This is a genomic window from Paenibacillus solani (assembly GCF_001277345.1).
Lineage (GTDB): Bacteria > Bacillota > Bacilli > Paenibacillales > Paenibacillaceae > Paenibacillus_AQ > Paenibacillus_AQ solani.
Map to the genome: position 1 here is coordinate 393506 of NZ_LIUT01000003.1, position 16209 is coordinate 409714.

General features: G+C 48.0%; 15 protein-coding genes. 4 read left to right on the top strand and 11 right to left on the bottom strand.

Annotated features, from left to right (window positions below; genetic code table 11):
* Window positions 1-30: 30 nt before the first annotated feature.
* The 10 genes from AM231_RS19140 to AM231_RS19185 form a co-directional block, all read right to left on the bottom strand.
* Entirely contained in the window at window positions 31-2244 is a 2214-nt protein-coding gene (locus AM231_RS19140) for a Tex family protein (protein ID WP_054404050.1), read from the bottom strand.
* 409 nt (window positions 2245-2653) lie between these two features.
* Window positions 2654-3004 (bottom strand): type II toxin-antitoxin system PemK/MazF family toxin, encoded by a 351-nt coding sequence (locus tag AM231_RS19145; protein WP_023962512.1) that lies wholly within the window; start codon window positions 3002-3004, stop codon window positions 2654-2656.
* Between the two features lie 3 nt (window positions 3005-3007).
* Window positions 3008-3289 carry a CopG family ribbon-helix-helix protein gene (locus AM231_RS19150; RefSeq protein ID WP_028406492.1) on the bottom strand — a complete coding sequence of 94 codons (282 nt, stop codon included), beginning with the start codon at window positions 3287-3289 and terminating at the stop codon, window positions 3008-3010.
* A 227-nt stretch (window positions 3290-3516) separates the two neighbouring features.
* Window positions 3517-4704 (bottom strand): alanine racemase, encoded by a 1188-nt coding sequence (alr, locus tag AM231_RS19155; RefSeq protein ID WP_054404051.1) that lies wholly within the window; start codon window positions 4702-4704, stop codon window positions 3517-3519.
* 273 nt (window positions 4705-4977) lie between these two features.
* On the bottom strand, window positions 4978-6090 hold the full coding sequence (locus AM231_RS19160) for an outer membrane lipoprotein-sorting protein (protein ID WP_054404052.1): 1113 nt from the start codon (window positions 6088-6090) through the stop codon (window positions 4978-4980).
* A gap of 270 nt (window positions 6091-6360) precedes the next feature.
* Window positions 6361-7686 carry an MFS transporter gene (locus AM231_RS19165; RefSeq protein ID WP_054404053.1) on the bottom strand — a complete coding sequence of 442 codons (1326 nt, stop codon included), beginning with the start codon at window positions 7684-7686 and terminating at the stop codon, window positions 6361-6363.
* A gap of 68 nt (window positions 7687-7754) precedes the next feature.
* The gene (locus AM231_RS19170; RefSeq protein WP_054404054.1) at window positions 7755-8252 is read right to left on the bottom strand and encodes a winged helix-turn-helix domain-containing protein; all 498 of its coding nucleotides are present in this window, start codon (window positions 8250-8252) and stop codon (window positions 7755-7757) included.
* Window positions 8253-8431: 179 nt separating this feature from the next.
* Window positions 8432-8992 (bottom strand): GNAT family N-acetyltransferase, encoded by a 561-nt coding sequence (locus tag AM231_RS19175; RefSeq protein ID WP_053494110.1) that lies wholly within the window; start codon window positions 8990-8992, stop codon window positions 8432-8434.
* A gap of 43 nt (window positions 8993-9035) precedes the next feature.
* A complete protein-coding gene (locus tag AM231_RS19180; protein WP_054404055.1) occupies window positions 9036-10364 on the bottom strand; it encodes an alpha/beta hydrolase in 1329 nt (442 codons plus the stop codon).
* Window positions 10365-10533: 169 nt separating this feature from the next.
* Entirely contained in the window at window positions 10534-11103 is a 570-nt protein-coding gene (locus AM231_RS19185; protein WP_053491726.1) for a GbsR/MarR family transcriptional regulator, read from the bottom strand.
* A gap of 378 nt (window positions 11104-11481) precedes the next feature.
* Here AM231_RS19185 and AM231_RS19190 point away from each other — a divergent pair, with 378 nt between their 5' ends.
* From AM231_RS19190 to AM231_RS19200, 3 genes are read left to right on the top strand one after another with little or no spacing between them, the layout of a single operon-like run.
* Window positions 11482-12675 carry a quaternary amine ABC transporter ATP-binding protein gene (locus AM231_RS19190; protein WP_207383651.1) on the top strand — a complete coding sequence of 398 codons (1194 nt, stop codon included), beginning with the start codon at window positions 11482-11484 and terminating at the stop codon, window positions 12673-12675.
* Entirely contained in the window at window positions 12668-13501 is an 834-nt protein-coding gene (locus tag AM231_RS19195; protein ID WP_054404057.1) for an ABC transporter permease, read from the top strand. The genes AM231_RS19190 and AM231_RS19195 overlap by 8 nt, the downstream gene beginning before the upstream one ends.
* A 1-nt stretch (window position 13502) precedes the next feature.
* Complete coding sequence (locus AM231_RS19200; RefSeq protein WP_054404058.1) at window positions 13503-14423, top strand: glycine betaine ABC transporter substrate-binding protein; 921 nt, start codon at window positions 13503-13505, stop codon at window positions 14421-14423.
* A 309-nt stretch (window positions 14424-14732) separates the two neighbouring features.
* Here AM231_RS19200 and AM231_RS19210 read toward each other — a convergent pair whose 3' ends face one another.
* Window positions 14733-15113, bottom strand: coding sequence for a steroid Delta-isomerase (locus AM231_RS19210; protein WP_053491722.1), 381 nt, complete (start codon window positions 15111-15113; stop codon window positions 14733-14735).
* A 272-nt stretch (window positions 15114-15385) separates the two neighbouring features.
* On the opposite strand from AM231_RS19210, the gene AM231_RS19215 reads away from it, so the two are divergent.
* On the top strand, window positions 15386-16069 hold the full coding sequence (locus tag AM231_RS19215) for a Dph6-related ATP pyrophosphatase (RefSeq protein WP_423212928.1): 684 nt from the start codon (window positions 15386-15388) through the stop codon (window positions 16067-16069).
* Window positions 16070-16209 lie beyond the last annotated feature (140 nt).

Below are 16209 nucleotides of genomic sequence, written 5' to 3' on the forward strand. Positions count from 1 at the left end.
GTGATTCAACTCATCAGATTCTTGCCTTGATTATTGGTTTTTCGGCTGGCGCATCGTCAAACCGACGCGACCTTTCTTCAAATCCACGTTCAGAACCCATACAGTCACGTTATCGCCTACGGAGACGACATCCATCGGGTGCTTCACAAATCCATCGCTCAACTGAGAGATATGCACCAGGCCGTCGCTCTTGATGCCGATATCGACAAAGGCACCGAAATCGATGACATTGCGTACCGTTCCCTGCAGCTCCATACCTGGCACAAGATCCTCGATCTTCAATACGTCCTGGCGGAATATTGGCAGAGGCAATTCCTCCCGCGGATCGCGTCCAGGACGCTGCAAGCTGTCCAGAATGTCACGAAGGGTCGGCACACCAACCTCCAGCTTCACGGCAAGACTCTCCGGCTGCTGGGCATCCAGCAGTTCGGCCAGTTCCTTGCTTCCCAGCTTGTCCAGGCCAACCTGAAGCTCCTTAAACAAACGATCAACCACTGCATAGGATTCCGGGTGAATCGGAGTACGGTCCAGCATGTTCTCGCCTTCGGAGATCCGCATAAAGCCTACGCACTGTTCGAATGTCTTGGCACCCAGACGTGGAACCTTCTGCAGCTGCTTCCGGCTGACAAACTTCCCGTTCTCTTCCCGATACTTCACGATATTCTTAGCAATGGTAGCATTAATGCCGGCTACATAAGAAAGCAGCGAAGGCGATGCTGTATTCACGTCCACCCCGACATGGTTAACCGCCGATTCCACGACAGCCTTCAAGCTTTCTTCCAGATGCTTCTGGCTCACATCATGCTGATACTGGCCCACGCCGATCGACTTCGGATCGATCTTCACCAGCTCGGCCAGCGGGTCCTGTACCCGGCGTGCAATCGAGGCCGCGCTTCGCTCGGCAACATCCAGATCCGGGAACTCTTCTTGAGCGAGCTTGGAGGCGGAGTACACACTGGCTCCCGCTTCATTTACGATAAGGTAAGCAAGCTCAGGATTAGCCAGTTCTGCAATGACCTCTTCAGCTACGAACTGCTCGGTTTCACGCGATGCTGTGCCATTGCCGATAACGATGAGCTTGATGCCGTATTTGGCAATGAGCTCCTTGAACTTCGCAGCCGCTTCCTGCTTCTTATTAGCTGGCGGCGTCGGATACGTAACTGCTACCTCAAGCAGCTTGCCCGTATCATCTACCACCGCGAGTTTGCAACCTGTACGGTAAGCCGGATCGACGCCCAGCACACATCGTCCCTTGACCGGAGGCTGCAGCAGCAAGCTGCGCAGGTTCCCGGCAAAGATGGAGATCGCCTGGTTCTCCCCTTTTTCCGTCAGCTCGCCCCGTACTTCACGCTCAATTGATGGAGCAATGAGACGCTTGTAAGAGTCCTCAATCACCGCTGTAAGAATATCCGTCACTGCGGATGGACCTGTAAGCACCTGCTTGCCGATATATGCATGAACGGATTCGGAAGGAACGTCAAGTCCGACCTTCAGAATATTCTCGCGCTCACCGCGGTTTATGGCCAAAATCCGGTGCGGCGGCATTTTCTTCGCCAATTCACGGTAATTGTAATAGTTCTCGTATACGGATTCCACTTCGGTATCCTTCGCCTCTGAGGTCAAGATGCCATGATCCAGACTATATCTACGTACCCAGGAACGAATGGTGGCGTCATCAGCAATGTTCTCAGCCAGTATATCCATTGCGCCCTGCACAGCCTCTTCTGCAGAAGCCACGCCCTTCTCCTCATCGATATACTTGGCGGCCTCCACCATCACATCCGCTTGCTTCGGCTGTGACCATATCCATTCCGACAGGGGCTCCAAACCTTTTTCCTTAGCCACGCTAGCTCTTGTTTTGCGTTTCTGCTTATACGGACGGTAGAGATCTTCTACCTCCTGCAGCTTAACGGCAGCTGTAATTGATGCTTTAAGCTCTTCTGTCAGCTTGCCTTGCTCCTCTATGATGCGGATGACTTCCCGCTTACGGACCTCCAAATTGCGCAGATAGCCTGTACGCTCTTCGATATTACGCAATTGGTTCTCATCCAGTTCACCTGTCATTTCCTTACGGTAACGCGCAATAAACGGTATGGTATTGCCCTCATCCAGAAGTTCAACGGTTGTGCGCACCTGTTTCTCGGACAATTGAAGTTCCTTCGCGATTTGCTTCACGATCCGTTTCAATTCTTCCTTGCGAATCTGTTCTTCATTTACTTCCACAACAGCTTCTATTTCAGACAATGATATCCCTCTTTCTACATTGAAACTATATTGCTATTATCCCAAACTTAAGCGCTCATTTCCACTACATCACTCACAATACATGGCTTTAAGCTGCGATTAATGTCTGTTTCATCTGATTTTAAGATTGACTTTATATACTTAGAGTACGAATCCCACTTACTAATCAGGGGGCATCCTAGATGAATGACAAACATGCAATTGCCTGGTCCGTAGTCTGCCTTCTCTTCATAGCTGCAGCGGTCACTACCGCATACGTACTCATCCCCACGAATACATAATACTCGGTTTTATATTCGGCCTGTTGCCAACAGGCCTGCATTCCATGTCAAAAACCCCAAGGGAATTTCATCCCTTGAGGTTTCTTTGGCATCCTTGTTCTATGTGGTTATGCGGCACTTGACTGAAGCTAAAAATCAATCAAGCCCAGACTAATTTGCAGGGAATCATCCACCTTGCGCATCATTTCGTCATCAAGATGGGTGATTTTGTCGGTTAGCCGCTGCTTGTCAATCGTCCGGATCTGTTCCAGCAAAATTACGGAATCCCGGTCAAATCCATGCGACGCCGCGTCAATTTCGACGTGAGTCGGCAGCTTGGCTTTTTGAATCTGTGCCGTAATGGCTGCAACAATTACAGTCGGACTAAATCGATTGCCGATATCGTTCTGAATCACAAGAACTGGCCTTACGCCGCCTTGCTCCGAACCGACAACAGGCGATAAATCCGCAAAAAATACGTCGCCCCGTTTAACGATCACTGTTTACACCCCGCTTACTAAGCGGTCTAGAGTATTGTCTGCATCTTCCTCCGCGTGAAACGCCTCAGAAGCCATGGTCAGGTTAATTTTGGCCATTTCCATATAACCTCGCTGCATGGATTCGCGAATGTAACGTTTTTTCCGTTCATTCAGGTACAACTTCATGGCCTGCCTAATAAGCTCACTGCGGTTGGAATTTTCCAGCTGAGCGATCCCGTCCACTTCCTGCAAAAGATGATCCGGCAAACTGATCATAATTCTTTTGGTGTTCTGCATATTGGCCACCTTCTATTACACCCCCACAACCTTCTCACCCTGTGCACAAGTATTACTTTATTTAAGGAAATTTATACAAAAGAATATATATGCCGAAGGTATATCAAGTATGCTGCATATCATTATAAACTACAATCGACACTTTCGTACAGACATTAACGACATAATTCCTAATTCGGTATGGTCTGTACGTATTCCTTCTTTCCTCAAATAATTGACTCATGTACAGTGCTTCTTTACAGGTTGTTCCAGAGCGCGTTCACGGTCTTCACAGGTTTATCCCTGCGTGTATACAGACGTGGAACCCGGTGGGCAATCATGCAGACGACCTCGTAGGGGATCGTCCCCAGCTTGGCTGCCAGCTCCTCTGCCGAAATGCATTCGCCAGATTGCTGGCCGATGAGTACAACCTCTTCACCAGCTTTGATTTGTTCCGCCTCCTCGGCGAAAAGTTTGAGCGATACCATACATTGGTCCATACAGATATTTCCGACAACAGGGGTGCGGCGGCCGCGTATTAATACTTCCGCTTTACCGCTCAATATACGTGAGAAGCCGTCAGCGTAACCGATCGGAAGGGTTCCAATTCGCTCTTCCTGCTCTGTTACATACTTCGTCCCGTAACTGATTCCGGAATGCGGAGGTAAATTTTTGACGTAGACCAGTTTAGTCTTTAACGTCATGACAGGGCGGAGAGTCACTGTTCTTCGATTCACCTCATCCGAAGGGTATAGTCCGTACAATGCAATACCAATACGTACCATATTATAGGATAGCTCAGGTGTATCGATGGCAGCAGCACTGTTGCCCGTATGTATAATAGGAATAAGATAGCCCTTATCCCGAAGAGCGTCCGCTACGCCCTGAAAACGGCGGTACTGTTCCAATGTATAGTCTTTGTTGTGTTCATCCGCTCTTGCAAAATGGGTAAACATTCCTTCGACAATCACCTGCGGCTGTGAAGATGCCTCTTCTATAAAAGAAATCGCATCTTCACCAGGAAGCAGGCCTAAACGACCCATTCCACTGTCAATCTTGATGTGTACCTTGAGCGGTTTCTCCGGCGTAACCGGCAAAGCCTTAATCGCTTGGAGCACTTCCGGACTGAACAGGGTCAGCGTTACATCATGCTCATAAGCAGTCTGTACAGCTTCCGGCGGTGTATAACCGAGCACCAAGATCGGGCTTGTGATGCCTCCTTGCCGAAGCTCAAGCGCTTCATCGAGGAATGCTACGCTTAAATAAGCCACTCCCAGTTGCTGAAGTTCATGTGCCACTTCGACAGCTCCGTGACCATAGGCATTCGCCTTCACACAAGCAAGCAATGTCATTCGGCTCGGCAACGCCTCACGAAACGCGTTATAATTGGCGCGCAGATGGTCCAGGTTGATTTCCGCCAAGGTAGGTCGATATATCGCTTGCAATTCCAGTCACCTTCTTACCATTTTGAGAAAAAAGCATTAGGCTTACAATAGATTAATGGTAATGTTCCAAAGGGCAACTGTCAATTGAGACCAACTGCTTATTTATGAGGTTCGTGGTTCCCTTCGAATGACGAAACTTGGTGAAACATCGAATTACCGGCAAGAAATCGCGTCAGGACTCTCGACAAAGTTCCTCTATTTGGAAAAAGAGGCGAATGGCCTCATTGTCGGAGTATAGCCCTCCTTCAATGGTTGGTATCCGCCTGCTTCATATTATTTACCCGATTCTCCCTGCATGGAAGCAGCGACTTTCTTCATTTCTTCGACAGGCAGGTTAGCGCTGGTAATCCGGTACTCTACTCCATCCGAATTCCAGGTCAGTGTTCTCTGTTGATCGCCTGTGAGCAGACCAACCGTCGTAAAGTCGATATACACGGCCTCTCCCGGTACGAGGGAAACGGCACGGTCCACGGGTCTGGATTCCATAATCGTATACTGGTATATGCCATCGTACTTCAAAATAACCGCATGATCCTTGCTCTCCGGGATTTCCATCGTGTCCGGCTCCGTTACCCCTGCCGGTACATAGGCCGGATAGACAATGCCGAACGATCCCATGTCGCGGCCTGTGGCCGTTTCCGTCAAACCATCGGGCCCTTGGGAGTCACTACCCTCTGTCGTGGAGGCCACGGGTACTCCATTCTCGTCCACTTCGGCCAAAGTGCCCTCCGTATTATTCATTGCACTCATATTTCTGTTCGTATCAAATGAATCCTTGGTCAGGTTCGTATCGAAGGTAAAGGTATTAAATTTGACCTCAACGACAACGTTCGCCTCCGTATCAGACACTTGTACCTGTTTCGGCGTATAGTTGTCCTTGGCGAGCCAGATCTTCTGACGAATCAAGGAATGACTGTGATAGTTGGCTGCCACATCAAATACGTAACTATCCTTGTCCTCGACAAACTGACGGGTGTTATCGCTCAGAATGCTGCTCAGCAGTGTTTGATACAAATAGACCTGCCCCTGATTATCCGGCCAGTCGCTCTTGAAGCGGAAGCTCTTGTTTAAGCTAGGCGTCAGCACGAACACCCCATCATCGTTACGAAGTACGATTTGCGTAATGTTCTTTTGCCCATTGGTTAAGCTGATCCGGTAGTAAGACGGAGATTGGTACCATACTTCAACCTGATATTCCTGTGGCGCCGAACCGGTATGTATGGTCATAACACCCGCTCCCTGGTAAGCCCCTTTGGCGCCCTCCAGCTTATCCGCCACCTTGCCCAGATCCTTCACAACGCTGTCTGCATTCTTCTTCCCGCATCCCGCCAGTACTGTGGTTAAGCATAATACTACCGCGAGCAGCACCCATGAAATCCGGCGCATGTCATCATCCCCTTCAACACTTGTTTTGACTTGATTGATACATGTCTATGAGGGACTTGGTCACATTATGCAGACTAGCCTGACAAGCACCGTGAACGTAAACCAAAGCAGGCTCTATAACGGCTTGGAACGAAAAAACGAACTATGGGCTTAGCGATCATGGATGATCACGATTCACACATTGCTCGTTTTTTATAGGTTCTGTAGAACAGAACTATATTGATCTTCTATATCGTGCAGATCATCTCATTCCACCCAGAGAGGAGAACTTTAAGAGGTGGTATGCACAACTGACTGCTCAGGAACAGCCTTTGTATACGGCGCGAACCATTCTTCATCCACATGGTCAGGTGATGGCAAACTGCGGGTAGTCGAGTCGAACACCCAGAAGATCCCTACGCAGAATACAGCAATTCCGCATCCCGCGATAACGGAAGAACTTGCAGCAACCACGCCAAGAGAACCACCGATCAAACTGCCAAGCGGCATCGCAATCCCGCTGAGTCCGCTCGCTGCCGCGAAAACAGTGCCCAATCTTTTCGCAGGAATCGCCTTCTGAATGACCGAATTGATGATAACGTTCGTAATGCCTCCGGGAAACCAGGCTAGACCGTATACCAGAACGACAAGCCAAGTCCAGGGGGTAAATACGCTAAGGCACCATGCTGCGCCCGATAGGCAAAACGCTCCGGCAAAAAGATACCCAAGAGGCAGACGTTCCAGCTTCAAATACGGAGCCAATATCGCACCCAGCAAACTTCCGCAAGCCTGTGCCATAAGCAATACGCCGTACACGCCGGCTCCTCCGAGGCTGTCGGCAAAAGCAGGCATAACCGTAAAGGTAGCGCCGCCCGCAGCATTGATCACAATAATCCCCATCTGTACCCGTGCGAGTGGGGTTGCCAGGATGTAACGAAGCCCTTCCTTCATGTCCATCCAATAATTATTAAGGGCATTTCGCATCGATTTTGGAGCTGATGTGGTTCTCATAGATGTTTTGTTATCGTTGTTATCAGAAGTTTTGATAGATTTCTTGATTTTCAACTGCGAGAATAACAACGCTCCGATGAAAAACCCAATCGAATTCCATAAATACAGGGAGACTGCCCCCAGCACAATAATCAATACGCCGGATATGGCATTACAAGCGACATCGATGCCTTGATAGGCTAAGGAGAACAGCGAGTTGCCTTGCGTGAGCTGCTTCTTATCGAGAATTTTGGGAAGGGCCGACATTTGGGCCGGATATACCCACATATTCAGCGTGGATAGAATCGGCGTAACCGCCAGTACAAGGCCCACCGTCAGAAAATTGAAATAAAATGCAAGCGGAACGATCAACAGCAGAAGCGCTTGAGACAATTGGGTGTACACTAATAGCCCCCGTAACGGAACGCGGTCAATCATCGGTCCGGATAACAATTGAATGATTCGAGGGAGAATCGAGAGGAATCCGGCAAGACCTGTATACAATGTCGAGCCTCCCAGATCGTATACCAGCCACATGGCAGCTACCGCATACAGGCTATCGCCGATATTCGTAAGGATCCGGCCAACGAATAACAGCAGAAAATTGCGATTCTTTAAAATGTTCATAAGGAAGCACTCCTTAAGTTATAGTTTGATAGTTTAGTTTGGAATAGGAAAAGGCTGTAAGGCCTTTCCTATTCGGATGTTTCTGTTGAAACCACGTTGATCCCTACCGCATATTCCTTACTGTTGTCCTCTTTGCTTGCGAGAGTCTTATTCACCCATTTTTCAAGCAGTTCCCTGAATTCCTGCGTCATTTCCTGATACTGCTCGGCATTCAACTGCATTCTCAAGCTTATTCTTGTGCGGCTGGCCGCTGCATAATCGTCGGCTAGAACCGGATCAACCATCTGCGTTCCCTTGGTGTTAAACCACTTCGCTTTAGACTTATAGTATTTCTCTACAATGCCGCCAACGGCCCGGGTCTCCACCAAATCTATTAATCCGCCTTCATATAACTTCAGGATATGATAGTGAATGCTCCCTGGCGATTCTCCCAATTCATCCGCTACTTGCTTGGCGGTTTTGGCCATATCCAGCATGGTTCCGATAATCTTCACCCGCTGTGCGCTGCCGAGCAGCTTCGCTTGTTCCACCGATATCTCGATGCTCTGATTCTGATCTTCATTCATAAAAAACACTCCAATCGAATTAGGTTAAATGTTCAAGTTTCCAAATTTCTAAAACATACGATAAATTTAGTTTGTTCTAATTTAGTTTATCATTCTAATTTATTAGATCGGTATGGCATAATAATAAACCACCTATTACCATTTGTAAATAGGCGGCTTATATTTATCGTTATTTTTTTCTAAACGGGTTTGACCATATGATAATAAACATGCCCGTTAATCATAATTTCCTTATCTGTTCTATAACCTCTTCTATCGTATAAAGAATAGGCACGTTGATTGTCCGTCACCACGGCAAGGGCGATCTGACGATACATTCGTTCCTTTGCCTGATTCTCCACGTGACGTATCAGAGCTGAACCAATCCCCTTTCCGCCAAACTGCGGAGAAACAGATAATGTATCGATATAATATTCATCCTCATCCGCTTCTTTGTCCAGCGCCAGGGAAGGGTCGTTCTTGAGCTTCCGCAGACGATCCAGAATCGGACGATCCAACTCGGCGGCTTGATCGCCCCCATAAGCAACCACAATGCCCGCTACTTTCCCATCGATCTCTTCCACAGCTGCCTGACGATAGCTAAGCCTGCCTTCATCCGCCCGAAAATATTGCTCCAGCACTTCCAAAGCCTTCTCTTCCTCTGCTTCCCCCGTCAGTTGATGCGCTATATCGTGCAGAGCATCATACAGAAGTCTAGCGGCTTCGGGCGCATCCTGTGGTCTTGCTGATCTGATCGTCATCATTATGTCTCAACCTCCGATGTATTACTTTTGCTAGTTCATTTCAAATATCCCAGTCCTCAACCTCATATAACAGCTCCATATCCGATAAAGCTGTAAAAGAGCGCCGCTTCACTTCCGGATCGCCAATCTTCTCATGCAATCCAAACCCTCTTGACACCTTGAACGTAAAAGACAAGCCATGTGGTACCATCGCACACCCCTTGTACACACCTTCTCCGCAGTACGGAATCTCAAATCCGGCATAGATCATCGGAGAAACCGGCGTTGAAGGCGGTACCTTCACCTGAATCGCGACTTTCACAAGCTCGGGCAATTCCTCTACGATTGTAATCTCTTTATCTGCGATCAATTTCCCCATTTGTAGAGTAATCCTGCTGCTGCCGGTAGTTTGGGGCTTTAACGTTCCATCCGGCAGCAGCATGAGCAATTCCGGAGACTCCACATGGTATGTTCCGTTCATTAACGTGTGAACAAATCCACTGTCATATGTAATAACCGGATTCAGTTGTTTGATGGGTCCTCTTACGCCCACAACACTATCTCCATAGAGCTTAATCGAGGCAGGTTCTCCAATGTCGCCGAAAAAATACAGCAGCGGTGCATGCGCTCTTCCCGCCCAGTCACTTTGGCTGTGAGCCGCTCCCGGATCCAAGAACAGCATGAGATCTTCTCCGGGCACAAAGCCGTCTTGGATGAGACGCTCTGCTTCCTGCTGTGCGTATTTTTCCATGAAGATCCCTTCTGCTCCGCCCATATCCAGCCAAATTCGAAGTTTCGGGTGCGTGCCGTATCTTTCATAAAAGGGGTGTTCTTTCAGCTCACCCCCACCATCAAAATGGGCTTTGACAAAATAAGGCGACATGACCGCAATGCTTCCGAACACATCCGGCCTTCTAAAGCCAATATTGTAGGTGACGATGCCGCCTGCGGATGAGCCCATCATCGCGGTATGTTCCGGTCCTCTCAGCGTCCGAAATTGCTGATTGATATATGGCATAACTTCTTCAATGATAAATGATTCGTACTGTTCGCCGGCAAACGGGGGCTCGAATACATGATGCATCCTCGGATTGTCGTGAAAGTACTCATTCAGTCTTTGATGGGGAACCGTTGCAATTCCAACGATAATAATCTCCTCCATCCGTCCTTCGGAAACCAGCCGATCCGCGGTGAGATGCATATCCCACGAGCCGCCTCGCTCATCGGCCGAAAATACATGCTGCCCGTCATGCATATAGAGTACGGCATAATGCTTCTCCGTATTCTCATGATAACTAGGCGGAAGATATACATACAAACTTCGGGTATTACCTAAGCTAACCGATGGAAAATCCGCAACTTCTACCATTCTTGAGGACATACTGACCATTCTAACCCCTCCTGACTAATTTTGCACCCGACGCATTCGCGATGCGGTTCCAACTCTCAAGGCGATCCAACCAACAAAAAAAGGCACAACCTGATCAAATCAGGTTGTACCTCCTGGGTAAGCATTGCCTTACCCATCATTATACTGGGCAATTTCTCCACTTTCAATATCAGATTTTGCCCTCCGGCGGCTCTTTTGGCACATAATTAAAAATCTCGCCATCCACTAAAGTATCAATCAATCGCTCCAGCCATTTATAGTAAGCAACGGCCTCACGCATCTTCGCCTGATCCTCTTGCAGCACCGCTGTCAGTTCTTCATCATCTTCATGCGCTTTGCGCAGCTTCTCCGTTTCGTCCAGCGCTTTTCGCAGAACATGAATATTGCTCTCCACCGATTTACGCCATTTAATATCGAAGAAATCCACAAAACTCTGGTACCAGTCGTACTCCACTTCATACAAGTCCTTGCGGGAACCCTTCTCCCATACCTTGTTGACCATTTTATAATCGAGCAGTGTCCGCACGCCTGTACTCATGCTGGTTTTGCTCATCTTCATTTCCTGTCCCATTTCATCCAGGTTCATCGGTTTATCCGCAAAATATAGCAGCCCATATAAATGTCCCGTTGAGACTGGAATGCCGTACAAATCCATATTCCGTCCAATATTTTCAATGACTCGCTTACGAATCTTATGCACGGCTGCCTGCCGTTCATCATCTAAATGGTACAAGCCCATGCTTGCAGCCTCCTCTTTCTATAGCCATCCAAGAAGTCATGTCAGCATAACTTGGTGGACTCGAAGTGTAGTGTGAACGATCTCCAACAAATCTAAACAAACCCAACCCACACACATTCTCTGATCTATTGTAGGGAAAGCTATTTTAAAAGTAAAGAACATCGCCCAAGAGCATATAGGAGCATATGGGAGCATTTCAAAGGATAACATTGTACAGTTTTTACTGTACGTACTTTACGTACGGATATAACGTTTGATACTTTACGTATCGGTTGTTACAATGGGTGACATGGGTTTACGAGACGACAGCGACAAAGACTCATTCGTTCAAGGGAAAGAGTCTCTCTACAATAAAAAGGAGGAGTATCTTTGGCTATCATGCAAGTTAACAAAGTCAGCAAGTTGTTCGGCGCGAATCCGGAACAAGGGATTCAATTGCTTGAGCAAGGCTGGAGTAAAGCGCGAATTGCGAAAGAGAAAAATATAACGGTTGGCGTCAACCGAGTCAGCTTCGATATTCATGAAGGCGAGATTTTCGTGATTATGGGGCTGTCCGGCAGCGGCAAGTCTACACTCGTGCGTTTGCTAAATCGGTTGATTGAACCAACATCGGGTGAAATATTGATTCATGGCAAAGATCTTCGAAAAATGAACAAAGAGCAGCTGCGGGAAGTGCGCCGCAAGAAAATCAGCATGGTTTTCCAGAAATTCGCCCTGTTCCCCCATCGTTCGGTTGTAGACAATGTGGAATACGGGTTAGAGATTCAAAAGGTAGACAAGAGCAAGCGCCGCGAAGCGGCCATGAAGTCACTTGAGCTTGTGGGCTTGAAGGGCTGGGAGGATAAAATGCCCGATCAGCTCAGCGGCGGCATGCAGCAGCGTGTCGGGCTTGCCCGCGCACTCGCCAATGATCCCGAAATTCTGTTGATGGATGAGGCCTTCAGTGCCCTGGATCCACTGATCCGCAGAGATATGCAGGATGAATTGATCGAGCTTCAAGACAAAATGAAGAAAACCATCGTGTTCATTACTCACGATCTGGATGAGGCACTTCGCATCGGGGACCGCATTGCCTTAATGAAGGACGGTTCGATTGTACAGATCGGAACGCCGGAAGAAATCTTGACCCAGCCTGCCAACGATTATGTTGAACGGTTCGTGGAAGATGTCGATCTCTCCAAAGTGCTTACCGCTTCACATGTTATGCGCCGCCCAGAGACTATTACGATGGACCGCGGGCCTCGTGTTGCGCTGGAGCTTATGCGCGAACGGGGGATCTCGAATCTGTTCGTCATCGACCGTTCTAAGAAGCTGCTTGGCGTCATTACTGCAGAAGATGCGTCGAATGCCATGAAGAATAATCTTAAGCTTGCGGATATTCTTATCACGGACGGTCCGAGTGTCGGACCCGACACACTGCTAAATGAATTGTTTGAAATTACGAGCATGTCCAAGGTGCCACTCGCCGTTGTGGATGATACCGGCAGATTGATGGGCGTCATCGTCCGCGGTGCCGTTCTTGGCGCCTTGGCTGGAGAAAGCAAGCACGAGGGGGTTACACAAGATGCCTAAGATTCCTCTCGCAAGCTGGATTGATTCATTTGTCGAGTGGTTGGGAGATGTTTTTTCCGGATTGTTTGACGCGATCTCCTTCATCATCGAAAACGTGGTGCAGTTGTTTACCGATCTGTTCTTGCTGCCCCATCCGTATCTGTTCATTGTCATTCTGGCTGTCATTGCCTATCTCTTGGGCCGTCTGCCGTTGACATTGTTCACAGCCATCGGTTTTCTGCTTATCGATAACTTGGGCTACTGGCCACAAACGATGAGCACACTGAGCCTGGTTATTACGGCGGCATTGATATCCATTATTCTAGGCGTTCCGCTGGGAATATGGGCGGCCTATAGCAAGAATGCATCCCGAGTCATCATACCGGTCCTCGATTTTATGCAGACGATGCCGGCTTTTGTGTACTTGCTGCCAGCTGTCACATTCTTCAGCCTCGGTGTGGTGCCAGGGGTTATCGCTTCAGTTATCTTCGCCATTCCGCCAACGATTCGCCTGACCCGCCTTGGCATTATGCAAGTATCGGGTGAATTAACGGAGGCTGCGGATGCATTCGGCTCCACTTCTGGACAGAAACTGTTCAAGGTTCAGCTTCCGCTCGCGATGCCAACCTTAATGGCCGGCATTAACCAGACCATCATGCTCTCGTTGTCGATGGTTGTTATTGCCTCAATGATCGGTGCGCAAGGCATCGGTGCCGAGGTCTACCGTGCAGTAACTCAACTGCAAATTGGTAAAGGGTTTGAAGCCGGTCTGGCTGTCGTCATTCTGGCGATCGTCCTCGACCGCTTTACACAAAATATATTTAAATCTAAAAAAAGGGGTGCTTGATTTGAAGAAACAGAAATTTTGGTTGTTACTAAGCTTAGTCGCCATTCTGGTGCTGTCTGCTTGCGGACAGAGCGGAAAAGACGGAGCGGATGGCAAAACCGACAAAGGTACGAATGGAGGCTCAACCGCTTCTCTCGGCGAACAAGTTAAACATGAAATCATCGGTATCGATCCAGGCGCAGGTATCATGAAGGCAACAGCTGCTGCTATTGAAGAATATGGATTGACGGACTGGAAACTGATTGAAGGTTCGGGCGCTGCCATGACGGCAACCCTCAACAAAGCCATCAAGAACGAAGATCCGATCATTATTACCGGATGGACTCCACACTGGATGTTTGCCAAATATGATCTGAAATATTTGGATGATCCGAAGAAAGTATACGGTGAAGCTGAAGAGATTCATACGGTTGTCCGTCTTGGACTCAAGGAAGATCATCCGGAAGCTTACAAGTTCCTGAGCAACTTCAAATGGACCTCTGATGACATGGGTGAGATTATGACCGCGATTCAAGAAGGCCAAGATCCTGAAGCTGCCGCTAAAGAGTGGGCAGACAGCAACACTGAGAAAGTTGACGCATGGCTTGAAGGTGTTCAGCCGGTTGACGGCAAAAGCTTCAAATTCAGTTATGTCGCTTGGGATTCCGAGATCGCCAGCACCAATCTTCTGAAAGTAATCATGGAAGACAAGCTGGGATATAAAGTAGACGCGCTTCAAGTAGAAGCAGGCCCAATGTGGACTGGTGTTGCCAATGGCGACGTGGATGCAACAGTAGCAGCTTGGCTGCCACTCACGCATGCCGACTACTGGGATAAGTTCAAGGACAAAGTGGAAGACCTTGGCGCTAACATGGAAGGCGTAAAAACCGGCCTTGTGGTTCCGTCTTATGTGGAAGCTAATTCAATTGAAGATCTGAAATAATGGAGTGAAGGGGCTGTCCCCTAAGATTAATCTTAGGGGGCAGCTTCTTTTTGCGTGCAAGGCGTTCTGCGTACGCAACGCTCCTACCCTCCCCTCCCTGTTGCCCCCAAATTCCTTGGAATCATTCTGGTAAGAAAGAAATTCGGAGGCAAAGGTGCAGTATACCAACAACAAAAATCTTGGAGGCGCCATAGTCTGGCATTGTTCCCAGACGCCGAGGATGAACTTCTGAAGTCTCACCTGAACCAATAAATCAAAGAGGCTTATCCCGGGTTCATTCGAACCTCTGGATAAGCCTCTATTATTAGGTTAAACAAACTGAATGTCTTCCTGACCCCAGTATGCTTTCATATCTGCAATCTTACCTTCGTCATTAAAGGTCATGACATCGATACAATGAATGCGAACTTTTTTTCCTTCCATCTCCACGTTAATTATAAAAGCAAGCGCCGCTGAGTTTCCATGGGAACCGCGAATCGGAGCGGCTAGCTCCAGCTTCTCCACACTAGCTACACTACTCTGATAAAAAGAAGTGATCGCTTCTTTTCCCTCGATAATCTGTCCCCCACCAACAGGATCCTCAATTCTCGCATTGTCTGCGAATAAAGAAATTACAGCGTCATGATCCTTATTATTGAAGCCATCCAAGTATTGCTGTAAGGCTGCTTTCATCGCTGTCTGAGTTATCATCTTCCTTCACCTCTCGTTTTCTGAGTATTCAAGTTGTTAAACAACCACTTACTATTATAAACATAAAGTAGAGTTGTATAATACTGGCCGGGCTTTCTACAAGCGCAACCTTGGAAGGTCCTTGTTGATCAATCGATACATACTTTTATTTCCTAATTCTAACATATTACCCAAGGCTCAGCTTTACTTATACCTACTTATCAGTGTTAGAATACATCCATGAAGACGGACATGATATAAAGAAATGAGATGCATAAAGGAGAAGGATCAGAGTGGATATAGATTGGAAGTATGGCGCCCGCGGGCGTCGGTTTATAGCCTCTTTTAGCGGAGGAAAAGATAGTATTCTAGCTCTCTATAAAGCCATGCAAGAGGGAGAAGCGATGGGGCTCATCGTGATGATGGAGGAGGAAGGAAAGCGGTCAAGGTCCCATGGTCTGCCTCCTGCACTTGTTCAGGCACAAGCTGATTCCATTGGGCTGCCCATTTATACGGCAGCTGCAAGTTGGACCGATTATGAGAAAGTATTCTTGCAGCTCCTGGAACAGGGTAAGAGTCAAGGCGCTGAGGTGTTAGTAACAGGGGATCTCGATATGCCTGCTCATGGCTGCTGGCATGACAAGATAGCGCAAAATGCGGGTCTCGGACTAGGAATGCCGCTATGGGAAATGGATCATAAAGAAGCAGTCCTGGAGTTTATTCATCTCGGATTCACCACGATGGTCGTCACTGTAAATCTGTCCTTAGGGATGCAGGAAGACGACTTGGGGAGGGTTCTGACTGACGAATATATCGAAGAGTTAGAGACACGCGGTATTGACCCTTGCGGTGAAGGCGGGGAGTTTCACACCACCGTTATAGACGGGCCTCTTTTCAAATACCCGGTATCTGTTCGTCAAGGTGAGATTTTAAGACAGGGTGAGTATGCCTTTCTGCCGCTCGAACTGGATTCATAATAAGTCTGGCTTTTCGTAATTTTCATCTAGTGAGCTGTCTGGTTAAAGATATTTAATCTTCTATGATATGCTCCCCATACGGTAGACAGGTGAAATAATAAAACCTGTTACTGTAGGGGGGCTTTTTTAATGGTTAAAAC

Excerpts from the sequence above, each read along its gene's own strand:
- AM231_RS19160 (WP_054404052.1), bottom strand. The coding sequence starts at position 6,090 with ATGCGCCGGATTTCATGGGTGCTGCTCGCGGTAGTATTATGCTTAACC.
- AM231_RS19165 (WP_054404053.1), bottom strand. The coding sequence starts at position 7,686 with ATGAACATTTTAAAGAATCGCAATTTTCTGCTGTTATTCGTTGGCCGG.
- AM231_RS19170 (WP_054404054.1), bottom strand. The coding sequence starts at position 8,252 with ATGAATGAAGATCAGAATCAGAGCATCGAGATATCGGTGGAACAAGCG.
- AM231_RS19175 (WP_053494110.1), bottom strand. The coding sequence starts at position 8,992 with ATGACGATCAGATCAGCAAGACCACAGGATGCGCCCGAAGCCGCTAGA.
- AM231_RS19180 (WP_054404055.1), bottom strand. The coding sequence starts at position 10,364 with ATGGTCAGTATGTCCTCAAGAATGGTAGAAGTTGCGGATTTTCCATCG.
- AM231_RS19185 (WP_053491726.1), bottom strand. The coding sequence starts at position 11,103 with ATGGGCTTGTACCATTTAGATGATGAACGGCAGGCAGCCGTGCATAAG.
- AM231_RS19190 (WP_207383651.1), top strand. The coding sequence starts at position 11,482 with ATGCAAGTTAACAAAGTCAGCAAGTTGTTCGGCGCGAATCCGGAACAA.
- AM231_RS19195 (WP_054404057.1), top strand. The coding sequence starts at position 12,668 with ATGCCTAAGATTCCTCTCGCAAGCTGGATTGATTCATTTGTCGAGTGG.
- AM231_RS19210 (WP_053491722.1), bottom strand. The coding sequence starts at position 15,113 with ATGATAACTCAGACAGCGATGAAAGCAGCCTTACAGCAATACTTGGAT.